At 67.6% G+C, this 13,673-nt stretch carries 10 protein-coding genes; 4 read left to right on the top strand and 6 right to left on the bottom strand.

What is annotated here, in order from left to right; all coding sequences use genetic code 11:
• Positions 1 to 203: 203 nt before the first annotated feature.
• Entirely contained in the window at positions 204 to 1,427 is a 1,224-nt protein-coding gene (locus DCN14_RS06510; protein WP_096498948.1) for a glycosyltransferase family 4 protein, read from the bottom strand.
• Positions 1,428 to 1,729: 302 nt separating this feature from the next.
• Between DCN14_RS06510 and DCN14_RS06505 the strand changes: the two genes are divergently transcribed.
• Positions 1,730 to 2,314 carry a drug:proton antiporter gene (locus DCN14_RS06505; protein ID WP_240327279.1) on the top strand — a complete coding sequence of 195 codons (585 nt, stop codon included), beginning with the start codon at positions 1,730 to 1,732 and terminating at the stop codon, positions 2,312 to 2,314.
• A complete protein-coding gene (locus DCN14_RS06500) occupies positions 2,311 to 3,891 on the top strand; it encodes a mannose-1-phosphate guanylyltransferase/mannose-6-phosphate isomerase (protein ID WP_096498952.1) in 1,581 nt (526 codons plus the stop codon). The genes DCN14_RS06505 and DCN14_RS06500 overlap by 4 nt, the downstream gene beginning before the upstream one ends.
• A 49-nt stretch (positions 3,892 to 3,940) precedes the next feature.
• Here the strand turns inward: DCN14_RS06500 and DCN14_RS06495 are convergent, their stop codons facing one another.
• Entirely contained in the window at positions 3,941 to 5,203 is a 1,263-nt protein-coding gene (locus DCN14_RS06495; RefSeq protein WP_096498954.1) for a right-handed parallel beta-helix repeat-containing protein, read from the bottom strand.
• A gap of 598 nt (positions 5,204 to 5,801) precedes the next feature.
• On the opposite strand from DCN14_RS06495, the gene DCN14_RS06490 reads away from it, so the two are divergent.
• The gene (locus DCN14_RS06490; protein WP_096498956.1) at positions 5,802 to 6,860 is read left to right on the top strand and encodes a glycosyltransferase family A protein; all 1,059 of its coding nucleotides are present in this window, start codon (positions 5,802 to 5,804) and stop codon (positions 6,858 to 6,860) included.
• A gap of 58 nt (positions 6,861 to 6,918) precedes the next feature.
• Here the strand turns inward: DCN14_RS06490 and DCN14_RS06485 are convergent, their stop codons facing one another.
• The 4 genes from DCN14_RS06485 to DCN14_RS06470 form a co-directional block, all read right to left on the bottom strand.
• Positions 6,919 to 7,971, bottom strand: a complete 1,053-nt coding sequence (locus DCN14_RS06485; RefSeq protein WP_096498957.1) for an acyltransferase — start codon at positions 7,969 to 7,971, stop codon at positions 6,919 to 6,921.
• Positions 7,972 to 8,073: 102 nt separating this feature from the next.
• On the bottom strand, positions 8,074 to 9,438 hold the full coding sequence (locus tag DCN14_RS06480) for an oligosaccharide repeat unit polymerase (RefSeq protein ID WP_096498959.1): 1,365 nt from the start codon (positions 9,436 to 9,438) through the stop codon (positions 8,074 to 8,076).
• A 64-nt stretch (positions 9,439 to 9,502) separates the two neighbouring features.
• Positions 9,503 to 11,785 (bottom strand): polysaccharide biosynthesis tyrosine autokinase, encoded by a 2,283-nt coding sequence (locus tag DCN14_RS06475; RefSeq protein ID WP_096498961.1) that lies wholly within the window; start codon positions 11,783 to 11,785, stop codon positions 9,503 to 9,505.
• A 58-nt stretch (positions 11,786 to 11,843) separates the two neighbouring features.
• Positions 11,844 to 13,082, bottom strand: a complete 1,239-nt coding sequence (locus tag DCN14_RS06470; RefSeq protein ID WP_096498963.1) for a polysaccharide biosynthesis/export family protein — start codon at positions 13,080 to 13,082, stop codon at positions 11,844 to 11,846.
• A gap of 59 nt (positions 13,083 to 13,141) precedes the next feature.
• On the opposite strand from DCN14_RS06470, the gene DCN14_RS06465 reads away from it, so the two are divergent.
• The gene (locus DCN14_RS06465; RefSeq protein ID WP_240327277.1) at positions 13,142 to 13,636 is read left to right on the top strand and encodes a hypothetical protein; all 495 of its coding nucleotides are present in this window, start codon (positions 13,142 to 13,144) and stop codon (positions 13,634 to 13,636) included.
• Positions 13,637 to 13,673: the final 37 nt, after the last annotated feature.

Below are 13,673 nucleotides of genomic sequence, written 5' to 3'. Positions count from 1 at the left end.
GTCCGTCGGTGGTAAATCTAACCTTTCCTCACGATTGGCGTCGCTCATTGCCAACATATGTCGCTTAAATATACACAAAACCCTACCGGCCATACCGTTTGGCGGGCAATGGCGCCCGGCCGGCCGCCCGGATATGGCGATGGTCGCATCCTCCGCCGCGCTGCCTGTTACATCGTCGTAACGATCTGGCCGGCAGCGACGGCTCAGGTACGCAGCGCGGCAGCGTCACGCCGGTCGTCCGGACGATCCGCTTCGCCTGCCTCGTCCGCATCGCCCCCGGGTTCGCAGTCCGCGGACATGGCCATCTCGTTCTGCAATGCGGCATAACCTTCGGTCACGAAGCGCGTGAGCTCGTCGCGAAAGCGCGCGGCGCCGAAGCGCACGGCATTGCCGCGACACGCGTGCGGATCGAAGGTGCCGCGCGGCAGCGCCTCGAAGCGCGCGAGCGCGTCGAGCAACGCGTCGGCCGTCTGCGTGCGGTAGAACAGCCCCGTCGCGCGCTCGCCCGGCCATGCGCGCACCGTCTCGCACACACCGCCCTTCCCGTATGCGATCACCGGCGTCCCGCAGGCCTGCGCTTCGAGCGGCGAGATGCCGAAGTCCTCTTCCGCCGCGAACACGAACGCGCGCGCGCGCTGCAGGTGATCGTGCAGCACGTCGAACGGTTGATAGCCGAGCAAGCTGACGTTCGGCCCCGCGAGCGCGCGAATCTTCTCCATGTCGGGTCCGTCGCCGATCACGACGAGACGGCGCTCGGGCGTGCGCGAAAACGCGTCGACGATCATGTCGATCCGCTTGTACGGCACGAGCCGCGACGCGGTCAGGTAGAACGGCTCCTTGTCGGTGCGCAGCGACAGGTGGTCGACGTCGACCGGCGGGTAGATCACCGTCGAGTCGCGCCGGTAGACCTTGCGGATGCGTCGCGCGATGAAGCGCGAGTTCGCGATCACGCGATCGACGCCATTGGCCGAACGCGCATCCCAGTTGCGGATGTAGTGCAGTAGTGCACGCGCGAGCACCGATTTCGGCCCGCGCGCAAGGCCCGCCTCGTCCAGATACTGATGCTGCAGATCCCACGCATAGCGCACCGGCGAGTGCACGTAGCTCGCATGAAACTGGTCGGGGCCGCTCAGCACGCCCTTCGCGACCGCATACGAACTCGACAGCACGACGTCGTAGGCCGACAGGTCGAACTGCTCGATCGCCAGCGGAAAGAGCGGCAGATAGCTGCGATAGTGCTTGCGCGCGAACGGCAGCTTCTGGATGAAGGAGGTGTGGACGTCGTGACCGCGCAGACACGCGCGATCCTCGAGAAAATCGACAAGACTGTAGACATCCGCCTGCGGAAAGCAGTCGATCATCTGCGCGAGCACGCGTTCGGCGCCGCCCTGCACGACCAGCCAGTCGTGAACGATCGCAATCTTCAAGTACCGCCTCCCCGGATTTTCATTCACGTTCGCGTCGGGCAGGCCGTGCGTCGCGCCGGCTGCTCCAACCCGCTCATTATGAAAAAGCGGTCGCGGCGCCGATGTGTGCTACCACACATTGTCCGGCTCTTGCCCGACGTGCATCGCATGCGCTGCTGCAGCGCACGCATGACCGAAAGCCTGAGTACGCTTTCGAACAGACCGGCGAGCGGCTTGTAAGCATCATGTCTTCAGCCGTGACGTCCGGGACGAACGCGTCCATGCGACACGGCCTGCTGAGGGCATCACGCGAGGACGGCATCATGGAATGGCATTGTTGTGAATTCGAACATCTGAGCTCGGTCGATCTCTATGCGATCCTGCGCGCGCGCAACGCGGTGCTGGTCGTCGAGGACGCCCACACGCATCTCGACATCGACGGCAAGGACGCCGACGCACTGCACGTCTTCGCGCGCGTACGCGACGGCAGCACGGTGGAAATCGCGGCCTACGCACGTCTCCTGCCGGGCGACGACATCGATCCGGAAATCGTGATCGACAAGGTTCTCACGAGCGAGGCCCGTCGCGACGACGATACGCTCGAGCGGTTGATCGAACGCGCGCTCACCGCCGCGCACGCGGCATGGCCCGACGTCGCCGTGCGCACGCACGTTCCGGCGCCGCGCCATGCGTTCTATAAACGCTTCGGATTCCGCAAGGCCTACGGCCCGTATCTGGAACAGGGCACGCCGTTCATCGGCCTGATCCGGCCGGTCGACCGTACCGCCGGAGCCCTGCGCAACCTGCTGTCCCGGGTCGCGTCGGCGCCGCACGCGCCCGACTCCGACGCCCGCACCGACAGCCGCGTGCACAACCGACTTCCCACCGATACCGGAGTCAATCGATGACCCCCACCCTTCTCCCGGTTCCGGAGCCCGACCTGCCGCGCATCCTGCCCGTGATCCTCGCCGGCGGCTCGGGCACGCGGCTCTGGCCGCTGTCGCGCGAGTGCCATCCGAAGCAGTTGATCGAACTGATCTCGAACGAATCGCCGCTGTCGGCAACGGCGCGCCGCCTGAACGGCATCAGCAATGCGTCGCTCGGCGATACGCTGCTGCTGGTGTGCGGCGAACAGCATCGCATCATGAGCGCCGCGCAGGTCGTCGGCCGCGCGGCGCCGCCGCGCATCCTGCTCGAGCCGGCCGCGCGCAACACCGCGCCGGCACTCACGCTCGCCGCGCTCGATACGAGCGCGCTCGACGAAGATCCGGTGCTCGCGGTGATGCCGGCCGATCACATCATCAGCGATGTCGCGGCCTTCCAGGACGCGATCGGGCGCGCGGCGCACTACGCACAGGAAGGCGCGATCGTCACGCTCGGCGTGCTGCCGCGTCGCGCGGAAACGGGCTACGGCTACATCCAGGTCGGTGCGCAGCGCACCGGCCGCCTCGGCGGACAAGGGGGCTATTCGATCGGCCGCTTCGTCGAGAAGCCTGACGTCGCGCTCGCCGAGCGCTACCTGCATTCGGGCGATTACTGGTGGAACAGCGGGATCTTCGTCACGCGCGCGTCGGTCTGGCTGAAGGCGATCCGTACGCTCGCGCCGGCCATCCACGCTGCGTGCGAGGCGGCCTGGCGCGCGGGCGTCGCGGAGGAATCGTTCTTCCGGGTCGATGCGGCGGCATTCGATGCATGTCCGTCCGACTCGATCGACTACGCCGTGATGGAACGCCTGACCGAACACCCCGAGCTCGGCATCGAGGGCATCGTGGTGCCGCTCGCGGCCGGCTGGTCGGACATCGGCACCTGGGACGCGATCTGGGAAATCATGCCGAAGGACGATCAGGGCAACGTCGCGCGCGGCCCGATCGTGTTCGAGGACACGCAGGACAGTTTCGTCCGCTCCGAAGGCCGGCTCGTCGCCTGCGTCGGCATGAAGGACGTCGTCGTGATCGAGACGGCCGATGCCGTGCTGGTCGCGAACAAGCACGACGTGCAGCGCGTGAAGAACATCGTCGAGCGCCTGAAGATCGACCGGCTCCCGCAGGCCAGCGAACATCGCAAGGTCCAGCGGCCGTGGGGGCATTACGATTCGATCGATCTCGGCGAGCGCTTCCAGGTGAAGCGGATCGTCGTCGAACCGGGCAGGCAGTTGTCGCTGCAGATGCACTACCACCGCGCCGAGCACTGGATCGTCGTGCGCGGCACGGCGAAGGTGACGCGCGGCGACGAGACGTTCCTGCTCAGCGAGAACGAATCGACGTACATCGCGGTCGGCGAAGTGCATCGACTCGAGAACCCGGGCAAGATTCCGCTCGAAATCATCGAAGTGCAATCGGGCAACTATCTCGGCGAGGACGACATCGTCCGCTTCGACGATCAGTACGGCCGCACCGTCGTCCAGACGCTGCCGCCGAAACCGGCAACCGCACGCGCCGCGCGCGAACCGCGCGACGAAGCCGTGGAGCGCACGGCCGCCCGGTGAGCATGCGCCGGGCACGCTCGCGTGCCCGGCAAGCCATCGCACTGCCCGGTCACTCGATCCTGCCCTGCGACCACCGCGGCCGCCTGAGCGACTCGCGTACACGCGGCAGCAACGACGCATCCGCGCCGACCGCATCGGCTGCAACCGACAGCGGCTGGCGCGCCCCGGCACACAGTGCGCCCTTCTCCGGGTCGGCCGCGCACCCTGGCGCGGGACCGATGCGCACCGGCAATCCGCCGATCTCCGATAGCTGATTGTGTTCGAGCCGGACGTCCGACACGTTTCCCCACAAGCGAATGCCGTCGAAACGCGCATGCGACACGCGGTTGCCGATCACGGCCACGCGCGTGACCGAACCGGACCACGTGCTGACGTCGATCGCGGCCTGCTGCGTGAGCGGACGCGGATCGACCCGGCCCGGCGCGGTCTGGATGTCCGTAATCACGTTGTTCTCGACCCGGACGTCGGATGCGCCGAAAGTCCGGCTGCTGTCCTCCTGCGCGACGAGAATCCCGGCGCTCACCTGCACGTTGCGCACGATGTTCTTCGAAATGGTGACGTTCTCGCCGCCGACCACCGTGATGCCGCGCCCCCACGGGTTGCCCTCCAGCGAGTTGCCGGTAATCAGCACGTTGCCGCTCAGCGCGCCGTCCTGGCGATAGCTCACCACGGCGATCATGTCGTCGCCGGTGCCGCGCACGACATTGCCGCGCACGAGCACGTTGCGCGAACCGTGCGTGATGTGGATGCCGTCGGCCAGCGTCGACATCACCTCGTTGCCGACGATCGCGACGTCCGTCGCGCCGAACACGAAGATGCCGCCGCCACCGCCGTCTATCACGTTGTCGAGCACCTGCACGTCGCGCCCCGTCACTTCGATCTTCGTCGACTCCGGATTCATGAGGCGCGTCGTGCCGGTTCCCGTCAGCCGGAATCCCACGATCGTCGTACCGTCGCCGCGCATTTCGATCGTCTGGTCGTCCGGGACGGTGGCGTTGAGCATCGCGCCATAGCCCGACAGGATGACGCGGGGCTGCCGCACGATCAGCGAACGGCTGACGGTGTAGCGCCCCGGCGCGAACACGAGCCGCTGGCCCGGCTGCAATGCATCGAGCGCGCGTTGCAGTGCGTCGGTCTGATCGGCCGCGTCGGATGCCGGATGAACGGATGCGTCGGGGAGGTTCGCGGAAGGTGCGACCGGTGCGGACGCTCCGGATACGGCCGCGGCAATTCCCGGCCACGACACGCCGCCGGTCGCCAGCATGCCGACCAGCACCGCGCACGTAGCGGGCAGACATCGCAATCTGTGCATATCGAGTCGATCCCCCGGGTCTGAAGATGTCCGCCGCGACACGCCACGATTTCCGTGTTGCGCGATTCGACGACAGGTCCATCATGTCCGCCAGTCGCGGGGCAGCTCACGGCCCCGTTGGAACAAGCGAAGCGATGCATCCGATTAGAGCACCCGGTCCGGCAGGTTTCGGTGCGCCAGCAGACTTGCATCGCACGCGGCTGGCCGTTGCACCGGGCAAGACCCGCGAAGCCGCGAATGGTAGGTTCGCGAACAGAGCCTGCGCTGCCGCGCGCATATCATGAGCTGCTCTCTGACCTGATACGGATGGCGAAGGGTTTCGCGCCCGCATGCCGGGCGAATCGCCGCCGGCCGCCGATTCCGGCGTGTCGAGAGCGCACGTGCGGAGAGCGCACGTGCGTCGCCGCGTGCCGCTGGCCGGCGCGTGCATGCCGAAGCCGATTGCGGGGGCGTCGACCCGTGCGGCCGAAGTCGTCGACGTGCCGGCCAGACGCGGTCCGCCGCTGCCACCCGATATCACGCACGTTTCCGGGCGATGTCCCGTGCATGCTCCCGCCAGCAACCGGATCGCCCGAACCCAGCCCGCCCGAAGGTGCTCATGACAGACCTGACCATTGCCATCTGCAACTATAACCACGGCACATACCTTCGCACTGCGATCGATTCCGCGCTCGGACAAACGGCCGGTGGTATCCACGTACTGGTGATCGACGACGGTTCCACCGACGACTCGCGCGACATCATCCGCTCGTACGGCGAGCGCATCACGGCGATCTTCCAGACGAACGGCGGCCAGGTCGCCGCGTACAACCGCGCGATCGAGCAGGTTACGACGCCGTATGTGCTGCTACTGGACGCGGACGATCTGCTTTACGCCGATGCGGCCACCCGCGTGCTCGCCGCATTCGCATCCGGCGATTTCGTGAAGGTGCATTTCCGGCTCGATGTGGTCGCGCCCGACGGCGTGCCGACCGGCGCCACCGTGCCGCAATCGGTGGTCGACACGGATTGCGGGCGCCTGCTGCGCAAGGGCTGGCTGTATCCGTCGCCGCCGGCGTCGGGCAACGCATATCGGACCGACGCGCTCAAGCGCATCTTTCCCGTGCCCGTCACCGCGGACAACCTGCACGGCGCCGATTTCTACGCGATTTACGGCATTGCGTTGCTGGGCGACGTGCACATGATCGATGCGACGCTGGGCGGCTACCGCGTGCATCGGCCGGCCGCCGCGACGGCCGGCGACGCGAACCCGGGCGTGTCCGGTCTGGCGCTGGCCAATTCGGAAGATGCGGCCACGGGCGCGCTGAAGGCGCGACGTCGCTGGTCCACGCTGCGCACGCTCGCCGGCACGCGGCTGCACGAATCGCTGCCGATCGCACCGTTCGATTTCGCGATCGAGAAGGCCCGCTTCGCGAGCACGCTCTATCGCGCGCCATTCGCGCGCCGCTGGCGCTGGTTCCTGTGCGAGTCGGCAGGCTACTGGCACACCGTGCTGCGCAATCCGTTCTGGCGTCCGTTCAAGAAGATCTCCGTCGCCGGGCTGTCGCTCGCGTGCCTGTTGCCGTCGACCACACTCAGCGACCGCGCGATCCGCTATCTCGCCAATCCACTCGCCCGGGTGCGCAGGCAGCCCGATCGACGGGCCACCGCACGTTGAGCATCGGCTTGCGCGTCGGATAACATCAGGCGCGCATCGAGCCGGGGCGGCGGCGCCCTCACGTCGTCTGCGCGCGAATCGCCTGGTTGCGCCCGGGCCACGCAGGGAACCCGGCCATGCCGGCGATACCCATGCGCAACGCGACCAGATAGACAGCCATCGGGATCGCGACGCCGGCGAGCGTGCCAAGGACGAGGTGCGTCGCGAGATCGGTCATGCCGACGCGCACCAGCACGATGCGCACGCAGGCCATCACCAGAATATGCATCAGGTAGATCGGCATCGAAGCGTAGCCGACCATCGCCAGCCATCCGGTACGCGCGGGAAACGACGCGTGCCGGTATGCGAGCTGCAACAGCAACGCGATGCCCGCGAATGCGGCGGGAATGGCCCAAACGCTCGTGGCGCTGCCCCGACCGTGCGCCAATGCGATCGCCACGACGAACAGCGCCGCCGTCACCGCACTCACCCATCGATGGCCGTAGCGCTCGAGCCAGCCCGGCAAAGCGCGGGAGGCAACGATGCCGGCCACGAAGAACGGCCAGTTCATCAGCGTCGTCGACAGGATGCCCCACTGCGTCGTCGCGCCGATCGCGAGCGCCAGCACCGCGCTGGCCACCAGCCCGCCACGCGTGTGCGCCGGCATCGGCACGCGTGCGAGCGTCGGCACATGGCGTGCGGCCAGCCACACCGCGAGCATGCAGAGCATCAACGCATACAGGAACCAGAACTGCGCGAACGGCCGCCAGCCGATCGCGAGCAGATCGTCCCGCGTGAACGGATGATTGCTGCCGTGCGACGACATCGCGATCTGCACGCCGCCTTGCAGAACGGACCAGAGCAGATACGGATACGCGATCGTCCTGATCTTCGCGCCGATGAACCGCTCCGGCGCGCGGCGCAGCGAGCTGCACACGTGCAGCCCGGACAGGAAGAAGAACAGCGGCATGTGGAACGTATAGATCACGTAGTCGCTCCACGCGAGCAAGGTAGCGGGCAGGCCCGCCGGTACGAGATCCGATCCGATGACACCACGCAACACGTGGCCATAGACGACAAGAATGATCCCTGCGCCGCGTGCCGCGTCGAGGGTGGTTTCGCGTGCTGTCATGTCTGTTCGATGCGCGGCTTCGTCGAAGCCCGTGCGCGCCGCAAGTGGGAATCGCTACACTGTAGGCGCGCTTGCGCGGACGAACAGTGGGCTGGGCGACAGTCAGACGCTATCGGAACCGGCCTGCACCGCCGCGATACGCGAGCGCGCCGGCGCAACGGGTCGCACTCGCTTCGAGAACCACTGGAACACGACGATCAGCAGCACGACCGGCACGAAATTCCGTCCGCTGAACAGGTTCGGAATCCGCAGTATCTCCAGAAGCGACACATAGAGCACGGCGTGCGCGCAGCACCAGAAGCCGTTGCCGCTCCGCCAGCCCGCGTAGCCGCGGCCGAACACCCAGCCGGCAAACGCCGCATTCAGCAAGCCGAACCAGCCCCACTCGTAGAAATGGACGAAGATCCCCGACGGGTTGTTGAACTCCGGATCGGCATAGCTGTTCAGGAACAGGTCGAGCCGGTCGCCCGAGTCGAGCCACGGCTGCACCATCGAGCCGATCACCGGAAAATGCAGCAGCCAGTCGAACGTGAACATCGGGTGTCCGCTGTCCCAGCCGAGCACGCTCAGGATCCCCGCGCCGTTGTTCAACGATGTCGAGTAGTACAGGCCCAGGCGTTCGAGCGCGAAATCGAAGATGTTGTCGTAGATGTTGATGTAGTACGTTTCCCACGACCGGTTGTATTCGTTCGCGATGAACAGTCCGAGCAGCAGCGGAATCGCGGCATACGGCCCGAGCGTCAGCAGCCGCGAGCGCGAGCCCGAACGGCCGAAGCGGAACCGGACCACCATCAGCGCGAACGGCAACACCACTTCGATGATCGCGAGCCGTTCCGCGAAGATGAAGCTGCGCAGCAGCGTCAGCACGGTGAGCACGGCCAGATAGATCTTGTAGCGGTTCAGCCCCTTGACCGGCGTCCTGAATACGTAGAAATAGAGCGCGACGAACGGCGCGGTCGCCTGCGTGAACGTACTCAGGCCCGTCACGCGCCCTTTCAGGTCGATCAGCTCGAACGTGTTGGCCGTGCCGCGCAGATACGACAGCAGGACGGCGGGATGCGTGAGAATGCCGCTCATCATGACGAGGTAGCCGAACAGCGCGAGCGCGAACACGAAATCGAGCACGCGCGGCGACAGTTCGACCGCTTCGTCCGCCGGCGCGCGCGGGGCCTGCGCGTCGTTGGACGCGAACCACGCGGCCGCCATCAGCACCAGCAGGAACAACGCGCCGACGATCGCGTAATAACCGTCGAAATAGATGCGCGCGATCGACTTCTGGTCGCCCAGCAGGCCCATCGACAGCATCCCGTACAACGGCAGGATGAAGATCAGCACGAGCCGTGCAGGATCCTCCCACCAGTAAGCCTGGTATCCGGCCGCACGCGCGGCGCGCGCCGCCGCGGCCCGGCGGGCGGGCCCGGGCTGTCGTCGTTGCATGCGCACGCCGGCCGCCGGTCGATCGTTCATGATGCCCGTTCCATCCTTTCGATGCGCGAATCGCGCGAAGCCGCCGGAGCGACGCATGCGCCGCTCAGCGCGCCGGCGGTCGCGCCGCCATCACGTCGGCGTAGCCCGACATCGCCTGATGCGTGCTCGTGTCGTTGTACCCGTAGCCGTACCGCCCCGGCACGCCCTTGAAGTCGTTCAGGATCACGCCGCGCACGGCGATATGCGCGTGCTCGAGCCGTCGTGCGCTTTCGTCGAGCTCCGTCAGCGTCGTCACGCCGCTGCGCGCGACGAGGAACACGGTGCCCGCCAGACGCCCGAGCAGCAGCGCATCGGCAACCGGCAACAGCGGCGGCCCGTCGATCACGACCATGTCGTACTGCGACGCCGCGTGCTCGATCAGCTCCGCGAACGTCGGCTGCAGCAGCAGTTCGCCCGGATCCGGAACGACGCTGCCCATCGGCAGGAAATCCAGGCCGGGCGTCACGCCGTGCCGGATCGCCTCGTCGATTCCGTGCGTGCCGGCCACCACATCCGACAGGCCCGGCGCGCGGCTGTAGCGGAACCGTTCATGCAGCGATCCCTTGCGCAGATCCGCGTCGATCAGCAACGTCCGTCGCCGCGCCGCGCCCATCAACGCGGCGAGGTTGGCGGCAACGAACGACTTGCCGACGCCCGTCGTCGGCCCCGAGATCAGCACGACGGCGTTCGGCGCATCGCGCATCGACAATTGCAGCTCCGTGCGGAAATGGCGCAGGCTTTCCAGCGCGACGTCCTGCGCCGCGACGGGCGGCACCGGCGTGCGCGTGCCGCTCGCACCGCTCGCCCCACTCGGGCCACTCCTTGCGCGCGCACTGATTTGCGCGTGCGCCGGGCTGTGCGGCACCGTCGCGAACACGGGCAAGCCGGTCGACCATTCGATTTCGTCCACGTCGCCCACCGTGCCGGCGACGCGCTGGCGCGCGACCACGATCGCGGCGCCTGCCAGCAGGCCGACGATCAGCGACGCGACGACGATCATCCCGCGATGCGGCCCGATCGGCACCTCCGCCACCTTCGCGACGTCGACGATCCGCACGGTGCCGGTCTTGCTCGCCCGGGCCAGGATCATCTGCTGGCGCGTGTTGAGCAGGTTCGTGTACAGCGCGGTATCGACGGCCACGTCGCGCTGCAACTGCAGCACGCCCTGCTCGACGGTCGGCAGCTGCTGGATCTGCTTGCGCGTCGTGTCGAGCGAGCGCTGCGCGTCGGCGAGCTGCGCGTCCACCGCCACGACCGCCGGATGCTTCGGCATGAAGCGCGTCAGCAACTCCTCGCGGCGCTGCTGCAGCGTCTGCACGCGCGTCTCGATGTCGACCGACTGCTGGCGCAACGCCAGCGCCTCATCGCTCGTATTGACCGTGCCATGCGACGCGCGGTATGCGTTGAAGCGGCTTTCGGCCGTTTCGAGTTGCGCCTTCAACTGCGGCAGTTGCGCATCCATGAAGCGGATCAGCTTGTCGGCCGCTTCCGACTTGCGCTGCGTGTTCTGCGCGAGGTATGCATCGCCGATCGCATTCAGCACCCGGCTGTCGTGCGCGGGATCGGTGCCGTCGAGCGTCACGCCGATCATGTTCGACTGCTTGCCGCGCTCCGAAATCAGCGCGTTCTTCTGCAGCCACGTCGTCGCTTCTTCGTCGCCGTAGCGCGTCAGGTCGAAGCGCGCACCGGGCTTGCCCGCCACGTCGCGCACGAACAGGTCGATCGTCCCCTGCGGCGTTTCGACGTGCAGCGGCTGGCCGACCCGGCCCTGCCATACCGGCCCCTTCCTGCCGAAGAAGCCGGTGCGCTGCAGCGTATACGCGCCGTCATCGCCCAGCGTCAGCGCGAAACGCTTGTCGAGCAGTCGCTTCGATACGTCGAAGGTCGGCACGTCGATGCGCTCCGTGCCATAGACGTACCCGCCCGGCAGCGGCGACGACAATCCGTCGGCGCCGCTCACGAGCCGCCATCCGACGATCGGCAGGTAGTGCGGCCGGACGTTCACGGGCAGGTTGGTACTGTCGACCGCGCGCGCCATCACCGCGCGGGATTTCAGCACCTCGATTTCCGTCGATGCGTCGGTCTTCAGGTCGAACACCGACGACGGATCGCCGGTCGGCGCCGTCGGTTTCGAATCGGTCGGACTCTGTTCGACCTGGAACAGGATGTCGGACCGGTAGACCGGCGCGGCGCACAGCGCATACACGGTGCCGACGACCGCACCGGCGAGTGCCGTGCAGAGGATCAGCCGCCGGCTGCCGTACAGCATGCGCCAGTAGCGGCGAACCGGGAAGGACGGGCGCAAGGCGGCCCCGTCGAACGGGTCGGGCAAGGTCGAAGAAGTCATACAGCATCAGTCCCGTAGGGCGCGACGCGCGGTCGCGATCACGAATTCGCCGCGAAGGTCACGGCGAAATCGCCTTGGCCGTCAGCGCGCCTTGCGCGGACGACGGAATCAGCAGGTTGACGACGCGGCTCCAGCGCACCAGCGACGACGAATCGACGAACACGACGTCGCGCCGCTCGAGCGGGAACTGGTCGGCCAGCGCGAACGACGCGGGCGAACTGCCGTCGAGGTGGTACACCTGCGGACGGTTGCCCGGGCCGCGACGCACGACGAACACCTGCCGCGCGTCCGACGTGTACTGGCTCACGCCGCCGGTGTCGCCGAGCGCTTCGCCGAGGCTCATCCGGCCGTCGGTCAGCGTCAGCGTCGCCGGACGCGACACCTCGCCGAGCACGAACACCTTCGCGTCGCTCGCCGCGCGCACGCGCACGAGGTCGCCGTCGCGCAGCAGGATGTTCGACGGGTTCACGCCCGCGGCGATCAGTGCCGGCAGGCTCACGTTCACGGTCTTGTCGCCGCGCGTCACCGACACCTGCGAGCGGTCGGCCGTCGCGGTGAAGCCGCCCGCGCGGTCGATCGCCTCGGGCAGCGTCATCGGCAGGTCGTTGACGATCTGCAGCCCCGGCGAGCGCACTTCGCCGTCGAGATACACACGCTTGCTGCGGTAGGCCTGCACGCGCAGCGAGAGCTGCGGCTTGCGCACGTATTCGCCGAGCCGCCTCGACATCAGCGCGCTCGCCTGTGCCTCGGCAAGCCCGGCCACGTGCACGAGGCCGGCATACGCGAACTGCACGTTGCCGTTTGCGTCGACCGTATAGCCCGTCGCAACCGAGCTGGCGCCGACGCCGTCGCCGCCCGCACCGCCGCCCGTCATCTGCGTCGTGGGCAGGTTCAGCTCCGGGTGATCCCACACGACGATGCCGAGCACATCGCCGGGGCCGATCGTGTACGGATGCGGCTTGCCGAACAGCTGGCGGATTTCCGCATCGGCGTTGACGCCTTGCGGCGCGCCATGGTGCTGCGCGACGAGTGCCGGCGTGATCTCGATCAGATCCTCGCTCGACACGTTCTGCACGCCGTCGAGGCCGCCGGAGCCCGATGCGTCGGCGCTGACGCGCGCATTCGCATCGCGTTCGGCCGGCCCCCGATACGTCATGCCCGGCGACAACGCACACGCACTCAATGCGCATGCAGCCGCGATGATCGCCATGCGCGACAGCCACGGCGCGCGACCGACGGCGGCCGTCTGCGGCCGTCGCGTCGCGAGCGTCGATCTCTTTTGCGTGGTGGTTGACATTCGTGCCCTTCCGAAACTGTGCGGTAACCCGCCGAACCCGACCGATTCCCGCATTACGCTTGGCAGCGCGGCTCGCATTGCAGTGCCGCGCCTCCCTCTTCACCGCACGTCATTCCGTACGATTCGTCATGAACTGTCCTTCGCCGCTTTCGTCGCTCGTCTGCATCGTGTCGGCCTGCCTTGCCGGTGCCGCCGCTGCGCAAACGCCGCCCGCCGCGCCGGCCGACGCGCCGGTCTCCGCATCGTCGACGCTGCCCGCGCCGCTCGTGCTGCAACGTTCGGCGCAAACCGCCGCGCGAGGCGCTGCCGCGGAATCCGACACACCTGCATCCGGTGTCGCGGCGCCCGGCTTCGCGTTTCCGCTTCCCGCCACCCGCGCCGCGGCACAATCCGAATCGCGCCCTCGCAGTGCACTGCGTCGACCGCTCGTGGCAGACCGACCGCACCGCCCGCAAGCGGCGAGCGCACCGGCCGGCGATGCATGGAGCAGCGACACGCTGTACGCGTCGCCCTACGCGAAATCCCCGTACGAGCAACCCGGCGATCCGGACTGACGCCCGTGGCGGTCATGCCCTCGCATGACCGCGCGTG

Source organism: Burkholderia sp. IDO3 (genome assembly GCF_003366075.1).
Lineage (GTDB): Bacteria > Pseudomonadota > Gammaproteobacteria > Burkholderiales > Burkholderiaceae > Burkholderia > Burkholderia anthina.
The sequence above is the reverse complement of the archived record's forward strand: the minus strand, read 5'-3'. Positions and strand labels throughout refer to the sequence as shown.

What these genes read in the sequence shown, in the direction of transcription:
- DCN14_RS06505 (WP_240327279.1), top strand. Translation starts at nt 1,730, where the DNA reads ATGGAATGGCATTGTTGTGAATTCGAACATCTGAGCTCGGTCGATCTC.
- DCN14_RS06500 (WP_096498952.1), top strand. Translation starts at nt 2,311, where the DNA reads ATGACCCCCACCCTTCTCCCGGTTCCGGAGCCCGACCTGCCGCGCATC.
- DCN14_RS06495 (WP_096498954.1), bottom strand. Translation starts at nt 5,203, where the DNA reads ATGCACAGATTGCGATGTCTGCCCGCTACGTGCGCGGTGCTGGTCGGC.
- DCN14_RS06490 (WP_096498956.1), top strand. Translation starts at nt 5,802, where the DNA reads ATGACAGACCTGACCATTGCCATCTGCAACTATAACCACGGCACATAC.
- DCN14_RS06485 (WP_096498957.1), bottom strand. Translation starts at nt 7,971, where the DNA reads ATGACAGCACGCGAAACCACCCTCGACGCGGCACGCGGCGCAGGGATC.
- DCN14_RS06480 (WP_096498959.1), bottom strand. Translation starts at nt 9,438, where the DNA reads ATGAACGATCGACCGGCGGCCGGCGTGCGCATGCAACGACGACAGCCC.
- DCN14_RS06475 (WP_096498961.1), bottom strand. Translation starts at nt 11,785, where the DNA reads ATGACTTCTTCGACCTTGCCCGACCCGTTCGACGGGGCCGCCTTGCGC.
- DCN14_RS06470 (WP_096498963.1), bottom strand. Translation starts at nt 13,082, where the DNA reads ATGTCAACCACCACGCAAAAGAGATCGACGCTCGCGACGCGACGGCCG.